The following is a 21852-nucleotide window of genomic DNA, read 5'->3' as shown; positions in this document are numbered from 1 at the left end:
TTATCCAATCATGCTCACGCGTTTACGAGAAGTCGTAGAGAAAGTTGCGATGGCAGCCAGCCTGACGGATGCGTTAGAGCTGTTGGTCAATGAAACCTGTCTGGCGATGAACACGGAAGTTTGCTCGATTTATCTGGCAGATAATGACCGTCGTTGTTATTACCTAATGGCGACCCGAGGTTTGAAAAAGCCTCGGGGTCGCACTATTACGCTGGCTTTTGATGAAGGTGTGGTGGGATTGGTCGGGCGACTGGCCGAACCGATCAACCTGGCTGATGCGCAAAGTCACCCCAGTTTTAAGTATGTCCCGCAGGTTAAAGAAGATAGCTTCCGCGCTTTTCTCGGTGTTCCCATTATTTATCGTCGGCAATTGCTCGGCGTGCTGGTGGTGCAGCAGCGAGAACATCGTCAATTCGATGAAAGCGAAGAATCATTTATGGTCACGCTGGCCACACAGTTGGCGGCCATTCTGTCTCAATCTCAGCTCAACGCTATTTTTGGTCAATATCGTCAAACTCGCATTCGGGCACTGGCTGCCGCACCGGGCGTGGCGGTTGCAGAAGGTTGGCAGGACACTACCCAGCCTTCACTGGATCAGGTTTACAAAGCCTCAACCTTGGATAGCGCGCGTGAGCGTGAACGCTTAACTCAGGCATTGGAAGAAGCGGCGGCCGAGTTTCGTCGTTTCAGTAAGCGTTTTGCCGCTAGTTCCCAGAAAGAAAGTGCGGCTATTTTTGACCTTTACTCCCACTTATTAAACGACGCTCGCCTGAAGCGGGAGTTGTTTGCTGAAATTGACGCCGGTTCCGTTGCGGAATGGGCGGTCAAGCAAGTTGTGGAGCAGTTTGCTGCTCAGTTTGCCAGCCTGCAAGACACTTATATGCGTGAAAGAGCCGGCGATCTGCGTGCTCTGGGGCAGCGTTTACTCTTCCATCTCGATGACAGCACCTCCGGCGCGAGCCAGTGGCCTGAGCGTTTTATTCTGGTCGCTGATGAATTAACCGCCACTTTGTTGGCTGAAGTTCCTCAGGATCGTCTGGTGGGCGTAGTGGTGCGCGATGGTGCAGCAAATTCGCACGCGGCGATTCTGGTGCGCGCCATGGGTATTCCTACCGTAATGGGTGCGGATATTCAGCCTTCCCTATTAAGCCAAAGATTATTGATTGTTGATGGCTATCGCGGCGAGATTCTGGTGGATCCAGAGCCGGTGCTGGTGCAGGAATACCAGCGTCTGGTTAACGAAGAAATCGAGCTGAGCAAGCTGGCCGAAGACGATGTTGAGCAACCCGCTGAGCTGAAAAGTGGCGAACGTATTCAGGTGCTGCTCAATGCGGGTTTAAGTCCGGAACATGAGCAACTGCTCGGCGGGCGCGTCGATGGCGTCGGCCTGTATCGTACCGAAATTCCTTTTATGCTCCAGAGCGGCTTTCCTTCCGAAGAAGAGCAGGTGGCCCAGTATCAGGGCATGTTACAGCTTTATCCGCAAAAACCGGTCACACTTAGAACGCTGGATATCGGTGCTGACAAACAGCTGCCTTATATGCCGATCAGCGAGGAAAATCCGTGTCTGGGCTGGCGAGGGATAAGGATCACGCTGGATCAGCCGGAGATCTTTCTGATTCAGGTACGGGCGATGCTACGGGCCAATGCCGGTACCGGCAATCTGGGGATTTTGCTGCCAATGATCACCAGTCTGGAAGAGGTGGATGAAGCGAAGCGCTTGATCGATCGAGCCGGACGGGAAGTGGAAGAAGCGCTGGGGTATGAATTACCAAAGCCGCGCCTTGGCGTGATGATCGAAGTACCGGCGATGATCTTTATGTTGCCGTACCTGAAATCTCGGGTGGATTTTATTTCGGTTGGGACCAATGACTTAACACAATATCTGTTGGCGGTTGATCGGAATAATACGCGAGTTGCTTCGCTGTATGACAGTTTGCATCCGGCTATGCTGCAAGTGCTGCGGCAAATACTGGTGCAGGCGACCGATTCCGGTTTACAGGTCAGTTTATGCGGTGAAATGGCCGGAGATCCTATGGGCGCTTTACTGCTGATAGGTCTAGGCTATCGTCATTTGAGTATGAATGGGCGCAGCGTGGCGCGAATTAAATACCTGCTGCGTAATGTTGATCTGGCCGAAGCGGAAGCTTTGGCAGAGCGTGTATTGACGGCGCAAATGACCACCGATGTGCGTCATTTAACTGCCGCATTTATGGAACGCCGCGGTTTAGGCGGGCTGATTCGAGGCGGAAAATAGCTGAGCAGTCAGAGGGCGGCGGGAATATTCGCCGTCATTGTTTACAGAACTTTTCCCTTTGCCGTTCCCCTGAATGTCGCCTGCCTATGCTATCATGCGCTCCCTGCAGCCCCCAATTTGGGGAAAATCCTAGACATATTGTGGTGATAGATGAGCAACAGCTATCTGGCGTTTCCTAATATTGATCCGATCATTTTCTCCATCGGGCCGGTGTCTCTCCATTGGTACGGTTTAATGTATTTGGTGGGCTTCGTTTTTGCCATGTGGTTGGCGGTTCGCCGTGCAAACAAGCCTGGCAGCGGCTGGACCAGAGATGAAGTAGAGAATTTATTGTATGCTGGTTTTGTCGGCGTGTTCGTCGGCGGACGTTTAGGCTATGTCCTGTTTTATAACCTGCCGATGTTTATTGATAACCCGCTTTACCTGTTTAAAGTCTGGGATGGCGGCATGTCGTTCCACGGTGGGCTGGTCGGCGTTATCTGCGTCATGTTGTGGTTTGCCCATCGCACAAAACGCCATTTCTTCCAGGTTTCCGATTTTATAGCGCCACTGATTCCATTCGGTTTAGGTGCCGGTCGCTTAGGTAACTTTATTAACGGCGAACTCTGGGGACGAGTAACCACGGATACTCCGTGGGCGATGTTGTTCCCAACCTCACGTAGTGAAGATATTGCGCTGGCAGCGACCGATCCTCAGTTACAAAGCATTCTGTTCCAGTATGGAGTGTTGCCACGCCATCCGTCTCAGCTATATGAAATGATTCTGGAAGGTGTAGTCCTATTTATTATCCTGAATCTGTTTATCCGCAAACCGCGCCCAATGGGCAGCGTGTCGGGGCTATTCCTGATTGGTTATGGCTTCTTCCGTATTGTGGTGGAATGTTTCCGCCAGCCAGATGCGCAGCTTGGCCTGTTCGACGGTGTAATCAGCATGGGGCAGATTTTGTCTGTGCCAATGATTGTGGCCGGTATTATTATGATGATTTGGGCGTACCGCCGTCCTCAGCAACAACTTTCGTGAGGTGACATGAAACAGTATCTGGATTTGATGAAAAAAGTGCTTGATGAGGGCACCCCAAAAGCTGACCGTACGGGAACCGGTACTCTGTCGGTTTTCGGGCATCAGATGCGTTTCAATTTGCAGGAAGGCTTCCCGCTGGTCACCACCAAGCGTTGCCATTTGCGTTCCATTATTCATGAACTGCTATGGTTCCTGAACGGGGATACCAACATTGGTTACCTGAAGGATAATAACGTTTCTATCTGGGATGAATGGGCGGACGAAAACGGTGATTTAGGCCCGGTATACGGTAAGCAATGGCGGGCGTGGGGAGCGGCAGACGGCCGCCAAATCGATCAATTGAGTAAAGTTGTGGAGCAGCTAAAACAAGATCCGGACTCACGCCGTATCATTGTTTCTGCCTGGAACGTTGGCGAGCTGGATCAAATGGCGCTGGCACCGTGCCATGCTTTCTTCCAGTTCTACGTGGCCGATGGCAAGCTTTCGTGCCAGCTGTATCAGCGTTCTTGCGATGTATTCCTCGGTTTGCCGTTTAATATTGCCAGTTACGCGCTGTTGGTGCATATGATGGCGCAACAGTGCGAGCTGGAAGTCGGCGATTTTGTCTGGACGGGCGGGGATACTCACCTGTACAGCAATCATATAGAACAAACTCATTTGCAACTGAGCCGGGAGCCGCGTGCTTTGCCGAAGCTGGTGATCAAGCGTAAACCTGAGTCGCTGTTTGACTATCGCTTTGAAGATTTTGAAATTGAAGGCTACGATCCGTATCCGGGGATTAAAGCTCCAATAGCTATTTAACCGTCAATACAACAGCTATAACTGACTTGTTTAATAAATGAGTCTCAGAACAGAGCGGAGCCAAACGGCTCCGTTTTTTTATTTCTCCCCAGACCTTCTTATTTTCATTTTCAGTTTAGAAATGCGTGTTGCTACGCAGATTGACAGCCGCCATTACACCACCGTTAAAGAGGTTGCGGAGCCTCTCCAGACTTCTCATTCTACCTCTGGCTTCATTTGGTGATTTCCTTAAACTCGCCGGATGAAAACTCATGTATGTATGAAACAACGCGGGTTTAGCCTGATTGAATGGCTACTGGTGCTGGCTCTGCTTGCTTACATCTCAGTCAGCAGTTTTCAACATTGGAGCCATTATCAGCAGCGGGAGAGGCTAGAGATAACCGCTCGGCAGTTACTAGGTTTCTTAACTCGCTTGCAGGCTGACGCTTTTTGGTTGAATAGGCCGGCATTGCTCTGGCACAGCTTCGATGATACCTGGTGTATTGGTAGCGGGGAGCAGCCATTACAAGGGTGTCAGGCGCAGGATGGATGGTTATTCACGCCCGATTACTCAGGTATTACTTTGGTTGAGTTAACGCCTGAGAGCCTTGGATTTTATGGCCTAAGGAACACTGCGCAACCGGGGCGAATTATTCTGGCTAATGCGGCAGGTCGTATTCGGTTAGTTATTTCGAATCATGGACGAATCAGATTGTGCGGAGAGAAACATGCTCAGTTTCGGATACCACTATGTTAGTCACTGACCCTAACCTTCGAACGAAAAGAAGCCGATGTTTCGGTTGTTGTTTCCCTGACGGATTCAGCCTGCCGGAGGTGATGGTTGCCTTGATATTTGGCAGCATGATGGTTTTAAGCAGTGTGAATATTTATCCGCAACTACGCCAGCGGCTGACGGCAGTTTATCAGCATTATCGGCTTGAATTATCAATGCAACGGGTTCTCTCAATCATTGAAAAAGATCTGCGCCGAGCCGGGTTCTGCAATGGGTTCTGTCAAGGGAAGCGGTTGTTTCTGGGGCAGTATTCAGGAGAGAAAGCCAATTCTTGCGTCATTATGGCTTACGACCTGAATCGAAACGGTCAGTGGGAGGGGATAAGGCATAAGCATTCCGAGTATTTTGGCTATCGACTACGTAAAAATCAGCTGGAAAGTGCTCGCGGGGAAACGGATTGTCAAAGTAGTGGGTGGGAAAGGTTATTTGATGCAACAGAAGTTTTTGTCACTGGCTTTGACGTACAACGAGAATATATTCCGTTAAGGGGAAATCTCTTAACCCTTAACTTATCTGGGCAGGTAGGGAAGCGAACGCAGATACGGCAAGAGTTGCAGCGTAGAGTCCGAGGTTACAACCTATGAGAAAATCTTCGCAGAACGGTAGCGCCATACTGATGACGATGACTTTCGTTTTTGCTCTGAGCCTCTTGTTGCTTCAGGCCATGCATAGGCAGTTAGATAATCTGCTACTGATGAGTCGTAATGAGCAACATTACCTGCGTAGCTATAACCTGGCGATTTCCGCCCTGAGCTGGGGAATAAGCCAGAGATGGCCTTTGCATCAGGTAGCCCCCCCCCGGCAGAGTAAAAGATTGTGGCACTGTCAGGAGCATCTTTCAGAAGCATTGAGGGTTTGTATTAAAGCGAGTGTTACACCAAATATCTTCGTATTAAGGGGAGAAGGGGGGGGGAACCGCCACGGGCACAAAATAGATCTTTATCAGCGAGTTGCTCCAGACAACGCGCAAGTTTCGCCGGAGGGACATCATATTGTTGGTATCGCTCAGGGTTGGCTGGATTTTTGCCCGGAAAAGGAGAGGGAATTTTGCTCAGGCTAATAGCAATTTCTAGCAGGAAAAATAAGACCATGGAGAGGCGGTTCATCAATCAAAACAGTCAGCAGGGTTTGAGCTTACCTGAGGTCATGATAGCGGTTTTGTTATTGTCAGTTTCCTTACTCGGAGTATTGCAATATCACCAAATATTGTTGCAGGGTTTTTATCGGGAATGGCATGGAAAACAGGCGTGGCTTTTAGCTCAGTATGAAACCGAGTCTTTTATGACCAGGGAACTTGCAGAGTCAATGACGTGGCCACCGAAGACAGGCTGGCAACGTACAGGCTGGCAACATAACAGTGTGATTACGCGGGTTGATGACTTGTGCGAGAGGTTAAACGTTGAGATCCTTACGCCGCTGCGACAGCGAGTCGAGCTTTATCGGCTTTACTGTTATCGGGGAAGTAAGGGGTTATGAATCTCTTATAGGTTTATAACCTGTTACATTAGGCTATGTCAGGCTAGAGTATTGGGTACTAGAGGGAATTCATCAGGAATGACCCGATTGACCTATAGATTATATGCGCCATTTGGGAGTCGCGATGTTCACGGTTTATCATTCTAATCAATTAGATTTACTCAAAACGCTGACTACGGCATTGATAGAAAGAGATCCGTTGGATAATCCCTTTGAGCCGGAAGTTATTTTGGTGCAAAGCCCCGGAATGGCGCAATGGCTACAGATGCAATTGGCACAACAGTTTAGCATTGCGGCTAATATCGAGTTCCCGCTGCCCGCAACATTCATCTGGGATATGTTTACTAAGGTATTACCTGGCATACCGAAAGAAAGCGCCTTCAGCAAAGATGCCATGACTTGGAAACTGATGTGGCTACTTCCCGATTTACTAAACGAACCCGTCTTTTCGTCGCTACAGCGCTACCTGAGTGACGATGGCGATAAACGAAAAATTTATCAGCTAGCGGCGCGGATCTCTGACCTGTTTGACCAATATTTGGTATATCGACCCAAGTGGCTGGAGGCTTGGGAGCAAGGGCTTAGAGTCGACGGTCTGGACGAGGCTCAGGAATGGCAGGCTCCGCTTTGGAAAGCTTTAACCGAATATACACGTCAGCTTCAGCAGCCAGAATGGCATCGTGCCAATCTTTATCAACGGTTTATTCGCACCTTACTTGAAACCGACGTTTGCCCTCCGGGTTTGCCTAAACGAGTCTTTATCTGTGGTATTTCTGCATTACCACCAATCTACCTGTCGGCGTTGCAAGCCTTAGGTAAACATATTGATATTCACCTGATGTTCACCAATCCTTGCCGCTATTTTTGGGGTGATATCCAGAATTACGCTTTTCTGGCAAAGTTGCAGAGCCGTAAACGTCGACATTATCGCGAAAAACTGGAGTTAAGCCTATTCCGTGAGCCGGAGAATGCTGCACTACTGTTTAACGAGGAAGGGGAGCAAGAGCTAAGTAACCCTCTTTTGGCTTCTTGGGGACGCTTGGGGCGCGACCATATGTATTTGTTATCTCAGGTCGATGAGATTCAAGAGGTACATGCTTTTGTCGATATTGAGCCTGATAATCTGCTGCACGCGATTCAACACGATATGCTGGAGCTAGAAGATCACGCCGTTATTGGTACAACCCCAGAAACGTTAGCCTCCAGCGATAAAAAACGTCTTTTGGATCCGTCTGATCGTTCTATCTGCCTGCATATCTGTCACAGCCCACAAAGAGAAGTCGAGGTCTTACAGGATCAACTCTTGGCCATGCTGGAGGAAGATCCCAGTTTGACGCCAAGAGATATCATTGTGATGGTTGCGGATATAGATAGCTATACGCCTTATATTCAGGCGGTTTTTGGTAATGTTTCTGCCGATCGTTACCTGCCTTTTGCTATCTCAGATCGGAAAGCCAGTCAGGCACATCCTGCGCTGCAGGCTTTCATTACCTTGCTGGACCTGCCTCAAAGCCGTTTTACCTCCGAGCAGGTATTGGCGCTACTGGAAGTTCCAGCCCTAGCTAACAAATTTGGTATTGATGAACACGGGCTGCGACGCTTACGCCAGTGGGTCGGTGAATCCGGCATTCGTTGGGGGCTGGATGATGATAATGTCCGCGAATTATCGTTACCGGCTACGGGGCAGCATACCTGGCGCTTTGGATTGACTCGCATGTTATTGGGTTACGCGATGAGCAGTGAGGCCGGCGATTGGCATGATGTTCTGCCATATGATGAAGCCAGTGGTCTGGCGGCAGAAATAGTTGGGCAATTAGCCGAAATGCTGATGCAACTGAGTCGTTGGAGGCAGCAATTGAGTGAGGCGCGAACGCTGGCGGAATGGTCGCCGCTATGTCGCCAACTGCTCGATACCTTTTTTGAACAGGATAATGAAACTGAAGCGGTGCTTGCTCTGATTGAGCAGCAATGGTTAAAAGTGATCGGTTATGGCATTAGCGCCCAGTATCCTGAATGTGTTCCCCTGACTTTACTGCGAGAAGAACTGGCTTCTCGGTTGGATAACGAGAGAATCAGTCAGCGGTTCCTGGCAGGGCCAATAAACTTCTGCACATTGATGCCGATGCGCTCAATCCCATTCAAAGTGGTTTGCTTGTTGGGAATGAACGACGGTGTCTACCCGCGCACTCTGCCCCCGTTGGGCTTTGATTTGATGGCTAAACAAATTCAGCGTGGAGATCGCAGCCGTCGGGACGACGACCGCTATCTGTTCCTCGAGGCTCTACTGTCAGCACAACAGCGTCTGTATATCAGCTATATCGGGCGTTCGATTCAGGATAATAGTCTGCGCTATCCGTCGGTACTGGTGAGTGAATTGATCGAATATATCGGTCAGAGTTTCCATCTTCCCGGCGATGAGTCTGTTAGCGTGGATGAAAGCGCACAACAGGTTATTGATCACTTACAAAACTGGCATGCGCGAGTACCCTTCGCGATAGAGAACTTTATTCAGGGTAGTGAAATGCAAAGCTATGCGGTGGAATGGTTGCCTGCTGCAGGCGCAAAGGGGAAGGCTCATCCTGATTTTAATCAGCCGCTCTCGCCGGAGCCAGTACAAGAACTGCTACTGGATGACTTAACCCGCTTTTATCGTCACCCGATTCGAGCCTTTTTCCAGCGTCGTTTGGGGGTTAACTTCGTGATCGAAGAGACGGAATTACCAGACGAAGAGCCATTCACGCTGGATAATCTCAGCCGTTATCAACTAAATACTCAGTTATTGAATGCATTAGTAGAGCAGTCAGATGTTGATAAAGTTTTTGCTAGAGCGCGAGCGAGTGGCGATCTTCCTTTCGGGGCATTTGGCGAGATTTACTGGCGCGGTCAGCTCGAAGAAATGGCCTTGCTTGCCGAGCAAGTCAGAGAGGAGCGCTGCGAGACATATAGCCTTGAATTAAATATCACTGTGGAAAACATGTCTATCACCGGCTGGATACATCAGGTGCAAGCCGATGGATTAGTTCGCTGGCGGCCAGCGGCTCTAACCGCAGTGGATGGGTTGCTTCTTTGGGTTGAACACGTGGTTTACTGTGCAGCGGGCGGAAAGGGCGAAAGCCGAATGTATGGTCGAAAAGGAACCGCATGGCGTTTTGGGCCTCTGGAGGCCTGTGAGGCTCAGGCTAATCTGCAGATATTACTCGAGGGTTACCAAAAAGGAATGAGCCGACCATTATTGCTTTTGAGCAAAAGTGGCTGGGCTTGGCTCAGTCAGTGTTTTAATGCGGAGTCTGGACAAATTCTGTGGGATGAAGACACGCAGGAAAAAGCCCGCAACAAGCTTTTATTGGCTTGGCAGGGATCTCAGCAAATAGCTGGAGAGGGAGAAGATCCTTACATTCAACGAGTTTTCCGCCACATGGACAGCGCTCGTCTGGCGATGATTTTACAAGAAACGGAACGTTACTTATTACCTGTTGCGCAGCACAATCGAGTTTAACAACAATTGGGCGGTGAAGAGTAAATGGCAATAGTATTCGAACTTTTTATTTAGCTGTTCACCTTTTGCTAACTGATTGTTTTATTGTCCTAAATATTACATTTTTTGAGATTTGCTGATGAGTATCAGCCTGTGGAAAAACTAGGTGCCAAACGTTTGGTACTCAACAAACGCGACAAAATTCTGGTGCCATATTTTTAGGGTCATGGGAGAAAGGAATGCACAAACAGCTTACCCGTATCGCCGGTGTAATTTTCTTATTATGGTTGTGGATGCCGGTTAGCTGGGCTTCGACAGGTTGGCAACCATTAGCGGAAACCATTCATAAAAGCCAACACGATCAACGCAAATATCAGGCAATAAAACTGGCTGACGGTATGACGGTACTTTTGGTTTCTGACCAGGATGCGCCTAAGTCTTTGGCTGCTTTGGCGCTGCCTGTTGGCACGCTGGAAGATCCTGATAATCAGTTGGGGTTAGCTCATTACCTTGAACATATGGTTCTTATGGGGTCGAAGCGATTCCCTGAACCGGGAAATCTTTCGGAATTCCTGAAAAAACACGGTGGTAGCCACAATGCCAGCACGGCTTCTTATCGCACAGCATTTTATCTGGAAGTGGAAAATGACGCCTTAGCACCTGCGCTCGAACGTTTGGCCGATGCTATTGCCGAGCCTCTGCTGGATCCGATTAATGCCGATCGTGAGCGTAACGCGGTCAATGCCGAACTGACTATGGCCCGTTCTCGTGACGGTATGCGCATTGGGCAAGTTAACGCAGAAACGCTCAATCCGGCTCACCCTAGCGCTCGTTTTTCCGGTGGAAATTTGGAGACGCTGAGAGATAAGCCTGACGGAAAGTTGCACGATGAACTGTTAGATTTTTATAAGCGTTATTATTCCGCAAACCTGATGGTTGGCGTAATTTATAGTAACCAGCCTCTGGATAAGCTGGCTCAGTTAGCGGCAGATACGTTTGGTCGTATTCCTAATCATGATGCCAAGGTTCCACCTATCACCGTACCTGTGGTTACCGCTGAGCAAACCGGCATCATCATTCACTATGTTCCCGCACAGCCGCGTAAGCAGCTGAAAATTGATTTTCGCATCGACAACAATAGTGCCGAATTTCGAAGCAAGACAGATACTTATATTAGTTATCTGATTGGTAACCGTAGCAAAAACACCTTATCTGATTGGCTACAAAAGCAGGGGCTTGCCGACTCGATCAACGCAGGGGCCGATCCTATGGTTGATCGCAACGGTGGAGTATTTTCAATCTCAGTATCCTTGACAGATAAAGGGCTGGCACAGCGAGATTTAGTCGTTGCGGCTATTTTTGAATATCTGAAAATGTTGGCCAAAGAAGGCATTAATAAAAGCTACTTTGACGAAATTGCACATGTATTGAACCTGGATTTCCGTTATCCATCTATCACTCGGGATATGGATTATATTGAGTGGCTGGTGGATATGATGCTGCGAGTACCGGTCGAGCATACGCTTGATGCGCCTTATCTGGCCGATCGTTTTGATCCTAAAGCCATTGCAGCACGATTGGCGGAAATGACGCCGGAAAATGCCCGAATCTGGTACATCAGCCCTGATGAACCACATAACAAAACGGCTTACTTTGTTGATGCACCTTATCAGGTGAACAAAATCACGCCGCAGCAGTTGAAAGAGTGGCAAAATTTAGAACAAAAAGTCGCGCTCTCTTTACCGACGCTAAATCCTTATATTCCTGATAATTTTTCTTTGGTTGAAGTCGATAAAAAAATGACCCGACCAGAGAAAATCGTCGATCAGCCAGGTTTACGGGTGTTCTATATGCCTAGCCAGTATTTTGCCGATGAACCTAAAGCGGATATCTCTCTCGCATTCCGTAATCAACATGCGCTGGACGATGCTCGTCATCAGGTATTGTTCGCTCTGACAGACTATCTGGCTTCACTTTCTCTCGATCAATTGAGCTATCAGGCATCTATCGGTGGCATTAGCTTCTCGACCGGGCCGGACAATGGTTTATACGTCAATGCCAATGGTTTTACTCAGCGTTTACCTCAGCTATTGACCTCTTTAGTCGTAGGGTACTCCAGCTTCACTCCGACAGAAGAGCAGTTGGCGCAGGCTAAATCCTGGTATCGCGAACAGCTGGCTATTGCGGATAAAGGAAAAGCATTTGAACTGGCGATTCAGCCGATAAAAATGCTTTCTCGCGTGCCTTATACCGAGCGTAGTGAAAGAAGTAAGCTCCTCGATACGATCACAGTGCAGGACGTGATCGCTTACCGTGATAGTTTACTTAAGGAGTCTGCGGTTGAAATCCTGGCTATCGGGAATATGGCACCTAAACAGGTTAGCGAGTTAGCTGAAGCCCTGAAAAACCAGCTGGGTTGCATTGGCACAAATTGGTGGACCAACGAAGACGTAATCGTTGATAAGGTGCAGCTGGCCAATTTACAACGAATTGGTAGTAGCACTGATGCGGCTCTGGCTGCGGTATATATTCCTACTGGCTATGATGAAATCAAAAGCATGGCTTACAGCAACCTGTTGGGGCAAATCATTCAACCGTGGTTCTACGACCGGTTGCGTACCGAGGAGCAGTTAGGCTATGCCGTCTTTGCCTTCCCGATGTCGGTAGGGCGTCAATGGGGAATAGGTTTCTTGCTGCAAAGTAATAGCAAGCAACCTAAGTACCTCTATCAACGCTATCAGGCTTTCTATCCTCAGGCTGAGAAGCGTTTGCGGGATATGAAACCAGCAGATTTCGAGCAGTATAAGCAGGGACTGATTAACCAACTGCTGCAACGCCCGCAGACGTTGGGTGAAGAAGCCAGCCGCTTCAGTAATGACTTTAATCGAAATAATTTTGCTTTTGATACTCGAGATAAATTGATCGCTCAGGTTCGGCTAATTAATAACGCCGAGCTAGCTGACTATTTCCAGCAGGCAGTGATTAAACCTCAGGGGCTTGCGTTGCTTTCTCAGGTTAAAGGTAACGGAAAGGATGTGGGGAGTTATGCTGCGCCTAAAGGGTGGAAAACTTATCCTAACGTGTCCTCGTTACAGCAAACTCTGCCACGGAAAGTATTGGTGCCATGATGACAAATTCTCCCCAACGCCTTGAACCGCTGACTTTACCGCTTTATGGCGAACGCCTGATTGAAGCGTCGGCCGGTACGGGTAAAACTTTTACTATCGGATTGCTCTATTTACGATTGTTACTCGGATTGGGGGGAAGCTCCGCTTACCCACGCCCGCTGACCGTAGAGGAAATCTTGGTGGTAACCTTTACCGAAGCAGCGACCGAAGAGTTGAGGGGGAGAATCCGTAACAATATTCATGAATTACGTATCGCCTGTGTGCGAGGGCAGAGTAGTAATCCCGCGCATCGGGCGTTATTGGCAGAGATCACGGATTTACCCGCTGCTGCGGCGTATCTACTTGCGGCCGAGCGGCAAATGGATGAAGCCGCGATTTATACCATTCATGGTTTTTGTCAGAGGATGCTGGCTAATAACGCATTTGAATCCGGGATTCTGTTCGAACAAAAACTGATTCAGGATGAATTACCGCTGCGGCGGCAGGCCTGTGCCGATTTTTGGCGTCGTCACTGTTATCCATTGCCTTTGGCTGTTGCCACGGTAGTGAGTCAGGAATGGAGTGGACCAGAAGCGTTACTCAAAGATTTATCTGCATATTTACAGGGGGAGGCGCCTAAGCTGCGACAAACTCCTGGGGATGACGAAACGATTCTCAGCCGTCATCAGCAGGTCATCACGAAGATCGATGAGTTAAAAGAATTCTGGCGTCAAAGCGCCCATGAACTGGCTGCTTTGATTAGCGAATCAGGGGTTGATAAGCGTAGTTACAGCAGTAAACATCTCCCCAATTGGCTTGAGAAAGTTGGGCTATGGGCCGAGCAGGAAACCCTAGACTATCTCTTGCCCAAAGAATTAGAGAAGTTTCGCCAGACAGTTTTGTTTGAAAAAACCAAAAAAGGTGCGGTTCCTGAACATCCACTATTTACCGCGATTGACGTTTTGTTTGAACAACCCTTAACGCTGCGAGACCTGATTTTGGCTCGAGCTATCAGCGAAATTCGAATGAGTGTTCAGCAGGAGAAACGGCAGCGGGCAGAGCTCGGTTTTGACGATCTTCTCAGCCGTTTGGATGCTGCTTTACAGCAGCCGGGCGGTGAAATGTTGTCTGACGCTATCCGGCAGCGTTATCCCGTTGCAATGATTGATGAATTTCAGGACACCGATCCTCAACAATACCGCATCTTCAATACGCTGTATGGCCGCCAGAAAGATTGCGGTCTGTTGCTTATCGGCGATCCCAAACAGGCGATCTATGCATTCCGTGGTGCGGATATCTTTACCTATATTCGTGCTCGCTCTGAGGTTAATGCTCACTACACGTTGGAAACCAACTGGCGTTCATCTTTTCCGATGGTTCGTTCGGTAAACCGCTTATTTAGCCGAGTTAAAGCGCCTTTTTTATTCGAGCAAATACCCTTTATTGAAGTTGCGGCGGCAGAGAAAAACCAGGTATTGGATTTCCAGATTGAGGGTCTTACGCAGCCTGCACTGCATTTCTGGTTACAGCATGGTGATGGCGTTGGTGTGAGTGAATATCAGCAGCTTATGTCTCGCCAATGTGCCGTGCAGATTCGTGATTGGCTAACCGCCGGGCAGCATGGAAAGGCGATTTTACAGACACCGGATGGGCCGCGTCCGGTACAAGCGTCGGATATCACTATTCTGGTGCGTAGCCGCGCGGAAGCTGCGTTAATACGTGATGCCTTAAGTCTGCTTTCTATTCCTTCGGTGTATATGTCCAACCGAGACAGCGTATTTGATACCCCAGAAGCCAAGGATTTATTGTGGTTGTTGCAGGCGGTATTGGCACCAGAGCAAGAAAGGGCATTACGCAGCGCTATGGCGACCAGTTTGCTGGGGCTGGATGCGCAGATGTTAGATGCCCTTAATCACGATGAAAAAGCTTGGGATGCGTTAGTTGAGGAGTTTGATCGCTATCGCCAACACTGGCAAAAACGTGGTGTTTTACCGATGCTACGTGAGCTTATTGCGCGTAGGGGATTGGCTGAAAATCTGCTGGCTACGGCTGGTGGTGAGCGGCGGCTGACTGACGTGTTGCATTTGGGGGAGTTATTGCAGGAAGAAGAATCGCAGTTAGAAAGTGAGCATGGTCTGGTTCGCTGGCTGGCTCAACAGATTGCTCAGCCCAACCATCAATCGGAAAATCAACAGTTAAGGCTCGAAAGCGATCGCCATTTGGTACAGGTCATCACCATTCATAAGTCGAAAGGATTGGAGTACCCCTTGGTCTGGTTGCCTTTTGTGGGCAATTTCAGGCAGCAACAGGATGTGTTGTACCACGATAGAACCAATTTTGAAGCCCTGCTGGATTTGAACGCCAGTGACGAGAGTAAGCAACTGGCTGAAGAAGAGCGATTAGCTGAAGATCTTCGCCTGTTATACGTTGCCCTTACCCGCTCGGTTTATCACTGTAGCATAGGTATTGCTCCCCTCATTAAAGGTGGCCGGAAAAAACAGGGGGAGAGTGATATGCATCTCAGTGCTCTCGGTTACCTGGTTCAAGCTGCGCAGGCAGGAGACGCCGTTTACCTGGCTGAAAAACTGGCTGAATTATCCGATGAGGATATTGCGGTCACCGTGGTCGAACGGCTGGATGATCGTCAGTGGCAGCAGCAAAACGAACCTATGCCCGAGCTGGCTGGTCGTACCTTCTCCCGCAGAATGTTCGATAACTGGCGTGTAACCAGTTATTCGGGGTTACAACAACACGGCTCGTCCAAAAATATCAGTATTCCGGCAGACGATGTGTTACCTCAGGAGCTATTACCGAAGCTGGACACCGACGCTGCTGGAGAACAAGGGCCTACGGAAGAAGCGGGTTTGACGGCTCATACCTTCCCGCGAGGCGCTGCGCCTGGAACCTTTTTACATGATTTACTGGAACCTTTGGACTTCAGTCAGCCCCTCGACGAAGCCTGGTTAGCTGAGCAACTACAGCAGCAGGGGCTAGGGGATGAATGGCAACCGGTTTTGTATCAATGGATTACCGATATCCTCACTACGCCGTTAAACAATACAGGCGTGACATTGAGCCATTTATCACCGAAGGAGAAGCAAGCAGAGCTGCAGTTTTACCTACCTATCGAGCGTTTATTGCAGCCAAATGAACTGGATGCTTTGGTCAGGTACTATGACCCTCTATCCGCCCGTTGCCCCAAGCTGGATTTCCAGCAGGTTCAAGGAATGCTAAAAGGTTTTATCGATCTGGTATTTTGCTGGCAGGGTAAATATTATCTGTTGGACTACAAATCAAACTGGCTGGGGGAAGATAGCAGCGCCTATACCAGAGAGGCGATGGAACAGGCTATGGCTGAACATCGCTATGATTTGCAGTATCAGCTCTATACCTTGGCTCTGCATCGTTATTTGCGCCATCGTTTACCCGACTATGAGTATCAGCGGCACTTTGGCGGCGTGATTTATCTCTTTTTACGTGGTGCCGACAGCCAAAAACCCGGAAACGGCGTTTTTGACTGTCGGCCGGATATCGCCTTGGTTGAAGGAATGGATCGCCTATTTAGCGGGGAATCCGTGAACGTAGAAGGAGAGTCAGTATGATAACGCTGCTGGAACAGGCGGTTAGCGACAAACTATTGCGCCCGTTAGACGTTCAGTTTGCACGGATGATTGCCACTGATAATTCTCCTTTAATCCAGTTAGTAGCAGCATATTTAAGCGCTGAAACCGGAGCCGGGCACGTTTGCCTGCCTTTAGATAGATTGCATCCGGAACGACTGTTTTGCGGGCGCCAGCCCGATTTGGCTCATGCGTTATGGCAAGCTGCCGGCGAACCGGATGCTGCAGATTTGCAGGCTGCGTTAGAAAATTCGGATGCAATCAGTGATGGCTCTTTACCTACGCCTTTAGTATTACAGCAGGAACGCCTCTATTTGCAGCGTATGTGGCAGAGTGAGGGCGATGTAGCAGATTTTATTGCCCGTGATGAAGTGAATGAACCAATCGATGAGAAACGGTTACGAGGGATTCTGGATAACCTGTTTGGTTCGTCATCGAGTGAAATCGATTGGCAGAAGGTGGCTGCGGCTGTTGCCGTGACTCGCCGAATTTCGGTGATTTCCGGCGGGCCAGGCACCGGAAAAACGACTACGGTGGCCAAGCTGTTAACGGCGCTGGTGCAATTGAATGAAGTGAAAAGATTGCGTATTCAATTGGCTGCCCCGACCGGGAAAGCTGCCGCGCGATTAACGGAATCATTAGGTAAGGCCAGTAGCGCTCTGCCGCTCAGTGAAAACGAAAGAAAGCTGTTTCCCGATCAGGCCTCAACGATACATCGCCTGCTTGGCGCTCAACCCAATAGCCAACGTTTACGCTTTCACCGGGGAAATCCGTTGAATTTGGATGTATTGGTGGTAGACGAAGCATCGATGGTTGATTTACCTATGATGGCAAAATTGATTGCGGCACTGCCACCGCAGGCTAGAGTGATTTTCCTCGGAGATAGGGACCAATTGGCATCGGTTGAAGCCGGTGCCGTTTTAGGGGATATCTGCCGGCTGGTAGAGTCAGGGTATAGCCCAAAGCGGGCAGAAGAGCTGACGCGTCTGACCGGTTGCCAGCTTGCTGGAACTGCTATCGATAACGCGGCAAATATACGCGATAGCCTGTGTTTGCTCCGGAAAAGCTACCGTTTTGATGAGAAATCCGGCATTGGACAACTGGCGTTAGCGGTCAACGCGGGTAAGCCTCGTGAGGCACTCTCCATATTGAATGGCAACTTCGAAGATATTGAGTATTTCCCGTTATCTGACGCTGAGGACTACCAACTTCTATTACACCATAGCCTCGTCGGTTATCAGCGTTATTTGCAGCAGGTGGTTGAGGGGGCCGATCCCGCTGTTATATTGACTGAATTTGGTCGTTATCAGTTGCTTTGTGCGCTTCGAACCGGGCCATTTGGCGTTAGCGGTCTGAACGAACGAATTGAGCAGATTCTCAACCAGAAAGGATTGATTCGCCGGATTCCTGGGCCATCAGGTCGCTGGTATCTTGGCCGGCCTGTAATGATTGACCGCAATGATAGCGCCCTTGGGTTATTCAACGGCGACATTGGTATTGCTTTATATGACTCTGAAGGCGATTTACGCGTTCATTTCCAGTTACCTGATGGCAGCATTAAATCGGTACAACCGAGTCGTTTGCCCAGCCATGAAACAGCCTATGTGATGACTGTGCATAAGTCTCAGGGATCGGAGTTTGAGCACACGGCGTTAGTTTTACCGAACCATTTTCTTCCGGTAGTCACCAGAGAATTGGTTTATACGGCGATAACCCGTGCTCGGAAGCACTTAACGCTCTATTGCACTGATAAGGTATTGACCAGCGCAATATTGACTCCAACTCAGCGACGCAGTGGTTTGGTGGAACGCTTAATTCGCTAGCGTTTAGCCGGTGATTTGGGTGCCATGTTTAATGGGGGAAATGGTCGCAATATCTCAACGTAAGCGGATGGAAAGCCTGGTAAAGCTTATCAGCGGAAGGGTTAGGTGATGGGCTTTCAGTTAATGTTTTGGTATGTTGATGAGCAAAAAAGAGTAACGGCAGGGGAATGTATAAATCGTTATAAATCAGTTTGTTGCTATTTTTTTGTTTGCTTGGTTTTTGACGTTCGTCGTATAAGAAATCTGTCGTTTCGACGCATCAGCATCTACGCATCGGCATCTATCTACACATAAGCGCTGCCCATAAATAAAAGTTACAGCTCGAACCCCCACTAATAATTTGTACCATCGATCATTAGCTTTACCGGTAACGAGCTGCGCTTTTTAAATTCTCAGATTCAAATTTATTTATATCAACGGGCTATTTATATCAATGAGCTATAGATCTGCCAGCAAGATCTTTGAACGCCGTTGATAATTGTACAGTTCCTGCTTCTCAACGGGCAAAACGTCCACTTCTGCGGGAGTAAAACCGCGCTCCTGAAACCAGTGAATGCTGCGAGTGGTTAACACAAACAGCTTTTTCAGCCCCATCTGGCGTGCCTGATTGGCTACCCGCTTTAACAGCATTTCACCGCGGGACGAACTGCGATAATCGGGATGAACCGCTACGCAGGCCATTTCGCCAATGTGTTCTTCTGGGAATGGATAGAGAGCCGCGCAGGCGATAGTCAAATTATCACGCTCGATGATAGTAAATTTATCAATTTCCATTTCTAACTGCTCACGGGAGCGGCGCACTAAAATACCTTGTTGTTCCAATGGACGAATAAGCTCCAGTATGCCGCCAATATCGTTAATAGTTGCACGTCTTACCTGCTCTGCGCTTTCCATTACGATTTGGGTACCGATACCATCGCGGGAGAACAGTTCTTGCACTAGTGCTCCATCTTCCTGATAACTCAGTAAATGGCTGCGACGAACGCCACTGCGACAGGCTTTTAATGCCCCACGCAGGAAACGTACCGTGCCGGAGTGGTAGTCGCCTTCTTGCTCCAGTTCTTCAATGCGTTTCTGGGCATCGTTGGGGAACAACTCGGAAATAATATTCCCATCTCTATCCGTTACCCCTTGAGATGAGCAGAAACCGATCATTTTTTCCGCTTTTAGCTTAATCGCAAGCTGCGTTGCCACCTCTTCAGAGGTCAGATTAAAGCTCTCTCCGGTGACAGAAACGGCCACCGGCCCCATCAGAACGATAGCCCCGCTATCCAGTTGACGATGAATCGCTTCTTCATCAATACGGCGAATACGGCCGCTGTGGCAATAATCAACGCCATCATCCACGCCGAGCGGCTGCGCGATAATAAAGTTACCGCTGACGACGTTGATATGAGCACCTTGCAGTGGCGTGTTGTTCAGGCTCATGGATAAACGAGCGGTGATATCTAACTGAAGTAATCCTGCTGCCTGCTTAACCAACTCCAGAGTTCGGGAATCAGTTACCCGAGTATGCTTATGATAAATAGGTTCATAGTTATGCTGAGCGAGATTGCTGTCGATTTGTGGGCGGGCACCATAAACCACCACAAGACGAATCCCTAGACTGTGCAATAGCCCTATGTCATTGACAATATTGGCGAAGTTTTCATGTTCGATCGCTTCCCCGCCGAGCATGACGACAAACGTCTTGCCCCGGTGCGCATTAATATAGGGAACTGAGTGGCGAAACCCTTGGACCAGTTCAGTACTACGTTCCTTCACGGCAGACCCTCTTTGAATTTTTATTCGGTATTTTTGTATTTTTATTCTTTTATGGCCGTGAAGGCAAGCAAGAAATTGCTATTAAATGCATGTGTATGGCTATGAGAGAGTAATAAATTGAATAACATAAAAATGTTTTCTGATGACAGAGGAGGAGTGATTCGCTAAAGTTTTGCCATCATTATCTTTTTTGGTTGTTTTTTCATCGTTTATTGGTAGTTACTTTGGAGTTCCATGGCAAATTCAGATCATAATCCCGCGCGTCGCCGTTTACTGCAAGGCGTAGCTGCAACCTGGTTACTCAGTGTTAGTCAGGTTGGATTTGCCTCCGCATCTCAGGTAGTTGCCGTTAGGGTATGGCCTTCCTCAACCTATACCCGTGTGACGTTGGAATCGAATACGCCACTTAAATATCGCCAATTTGCTTTAACGAATCCCGACAGAATTGTGGTGGATATCGAAGGCGTTCATCTCAATAGCGTACTGAAAGAGATTGGTGAGCAAATCCAATCTGGCGATCCTTACTTAAAGCAGGCTCGCGTTGGACAGTTTGATAAAAATACCGTGCGTCTAGTATTGGAACTCAAGCAAAGTATTAGCCCGCAGCTGTTTACCCTGAAGCCTGTTTCCAAATTCCGTAACCGTCTGGTTGTCGATCTTTATCCCGCTAAGGGAGGCGTTTCCGAGGAAGACGATCCTTTGTTGGCGCTACTTGAGGATTACAACAAAGGTAACGTGGAGCGAACCTTGCCGGCCGAATCGGCTCGGGCGGGTAAGGCAGGACGTGATCGCCCGATTGTTATTATGCTGGATCCTGGGCACGGTGGCGAAGACCCTGGCGCAATAGGGAAAAACAAAACTCGCGAAAAAGACATTGTGCTGCAAATTGCCCGCCGCCTTCGCGCGCTGATTCAGCGTGAGCCAAATATGCGGGTATTTATGACGCGAAATGAAGATGTGTTTATCCCGCTGAAAGTCAGGGTGGCAAAAGCCCGTAAGCAGCGCGCCGATCTGTTTATTTCGATTCATGCAGATGCGTTTACCAATAGAGCCGCTCGAGGTTCGTCGGTATTTGCGTTATCCACCAAAGGTGCAACCAGTACGGCGGCGAAATTCCTGGCGCAAACCCAGAACGAGGCTGACCTGATCGGCGGCGTCAGTAAAAGCGGCGACCGCTATCTGGATCACACCATGATTGACCTGCTACAGACCGCGACGATTAACGACAGCCTAAAATTTGGTAAAGAAGTGTTACATCGATTGGGTAAAATTAATAAACTGCATAAAAATCGAGTTGATCAAGCTGGATTTGCCGTATTAAAAGCGCCGGATATCCCTTCGATTCTGGTAGAAACCGCCTTTATCAGTAACGTAGAAGAAGAACGTAAATTACGTACCAGTCATTTCCAACAACAAATTGCTGAATCTGTATTTGCCGGAATCAAAGCTTACTTTGCTAACGGTGGGGCAGTTGCTCGGGTGTAATGGCGCTGGGAATGGTATTAAGGCGCTTTGGAATTTATCGGTCCAAGGATTGGCTGATTGGGAATGGAGTAAGGAAATACATTAGGGAAGTCAGACGGGATAGGGTAGTTTCCGGAGGCCAGAAACAAAAAAACACCCTTGAGGGTGTCTTGAGTTAGAAAACTGTGATTAAGAATTGGTTGCGGGGGCCGGATTTGAACCGACGACCTTCGGGTTATGAGCCCGACGAGCTACCAGGCTGCTCCACCCCGC

General features: G+C 48.9%; 13 protein-coding genes. 12 read left to right on the top strand and 1 reads right to left on the bottom strand.

Annotated elements, in window-relative coordinates; genetic code table 11:
- Window positions 1-10: 10 nt before the first annotated feature.
- The 11 genes from ptsP to recD all read left to right on the top strand — a co-directional run bounded on the left by ptsP (window position 11) and on the right by recD (window position 18351).
- A complete protein-coding gene (gene ptsP / locus DBA33_RS16775) occupies window positions 11-2257 on the top strand; it encodes a phosphoenolpyruvate--protein phosphotransferase (protein ID WP_064514839.1) in 2247 nt (748 codons plus the stop codon).
- 150 nt (window positions 2258-2407) lie between these two features.
- Complete coding sequence (gene lgt, locus DBA33_RS16770; protein ID WP_049599839.1) at window positions 2408-3277, top strand: prolipoprotein diacylglyceryl transferase; 870 nt, start codon at window positions 2408-2410, stop codon at window positions 3275-3277.
- Between the two features lie 6 nt (window positions 3278-3283).
- Entirely contained in the window at window positions 3284-4078 is a 795-nt protein-coding gene (thyA, locus tag DBA33_RS16765; protein WP_064514837.1) for a thymidylate synthase, read from the top strand.
- Between the two features lie 259 nt (window positions 4079-4337).
- Window positions 4338-4814, top strand: coding sequence for a prepilin peptidase-dependent protein (locus tag DBA33_RS16760; RefSeq protein ID WP_235601016.1), 477 nt, complete (start codon window positions 4338-4340; stop codon window positions 4812-4814).
- Window positions 4808-5434 carry a prepilin peptidase-dependent protein gene (locus DBA33_RS16755; protein WP_120806849.1) on the top strand — a complete coding sequence of 209 codons (627 nt, stop codon included), beginning with the start codon at window positions 4808-4810 and terminating at the stop codon, window positions 5432-5434. The genes DBA33_RS16760 and DBA33_RS16755 overlap by 7 nt, the downstream gene beginning before the upstream one ends.
- Window positions 5431-5910 (top strand): YgdB family protein, encoded by a 480-nt coding sequence (locus tag DBA33_RS16750; RefSeq protein ID WP_064514831.1) that lies wholly within the window; start codon window positions 5431-5433, stop codon window positions 5908-5910. Before DBA33_RS16755 ends, DBA33_RS16750 begins: the two co-directional genes overlap by 4 nt.
- Before the next feature lie 29 nt (window positions 5911-5939).
- Window positions 5940-6326, top strand: a complete 387-nt coding sequence (locus DBA33_RS16745; RefSeq protein WP_064518341.1) for a prepilin-type N-terminal cleavage/methylation domain-containing protein — start codon at window positions 5940-5942, stop codon at window positions 6324-6326.
- 124 nt (window positions 6327-6450) lie between these two features.
- A complete protein-coding gene (recC, locus tag DBA33_RS16740; protein WP_120806848.1) occupies window positions 6451-9822 on the top strand; it encodes an exodeoxyribonuclease V subunit gamma in 3372 nt (1123 codons plus the stop codon).
- A gap of 218 nt (window positions 9823-10040) precedes the next feature.
- Window positions 10041-12929 carry a pitrilysin gene (ptrA, locus tag DBA33_RS16735; protein ID WP_064514827.1) on the top strand — a complete coding sequence of 963 codons (2889 nt, stop codon included), beginning with the start codon at window positions 10041-10043 and terminating at the stop codon, window positions 12927-12929.
- Window positions 12926-16510 carry an exodeoxyribonuclease V subunit beta gene (gene recB / locus DBA33_RS16730; protein ID WP_120806847.1) on the top strand — a complete coding sequence of 1195 codons (3585 nt, stop codon included), beginning with the start codon at window positions 12926-12928 and terminating at the stop codon, window positions 16508-16510. The genes ptrA and recB overlap by 4 nt, the downstream gene beginning before the upstream one ends.
- Complete coding sequence (gene recD, locus DBA33_RS16725; RefSeq protein ID WP_064514823.1) at window positions 16507-18351, top strand: exodeoxyribonuclease V subunit alpha; 1845 nt, start codon at window positions 16507-16509, stop codon at window positions 18349-18351. Before recB ends, recD begins: the two co-directional genes overlap by 4 nt.
- Window positions 18352-18789: 438 nt before the next feature.
- On the opposite strand, the gene argA is transcribed toward recD, so the two are convergent.
- Complete coding sequence (gene argA / locus DBA33_RS16720) at window positions 18790-20115, bottom strand: amino-acid N-acetyltransferase (RefSeq protein WP_064514821.1); 1326 nt, start codon at window positions 20113-20115, stop codon at window positions 18790-18792.
- Window positions 20116-20349: 234 nt separating this feature from the next.
- Here argA and amiC point away from each other — a divergent pair, with 234 nt between their 5' ends.
- Window positions 20350-21600, top strand: coding sequence for an N-acetylmuramoyl-L-alanine amidase AmiC (amiC, locus tag DBA33_RS16715; RefSeq protein ID WP_064514820.1), 1251 nt, complete (start codon window positions 20350-20352; stop codon window positions 21598-21600).
- Window positions 21601-21852 lie beyond the last annotated feature (252 nt).

Source organism: Yersinia sp. IP36721 (assembly GCF_003634395.1).
GTDB lineage: Bacteria > Pseudomonadota > Gammaproteobacteria > Enterobacterales > Enterobacteriaceae > Yersinia > Yersinia entomophaga.
The sequence above is the reverse complement of the archived record's forward strand: the minus strand, read 5'-3'. Positions and strand labels throughout refer to the sequence as shown.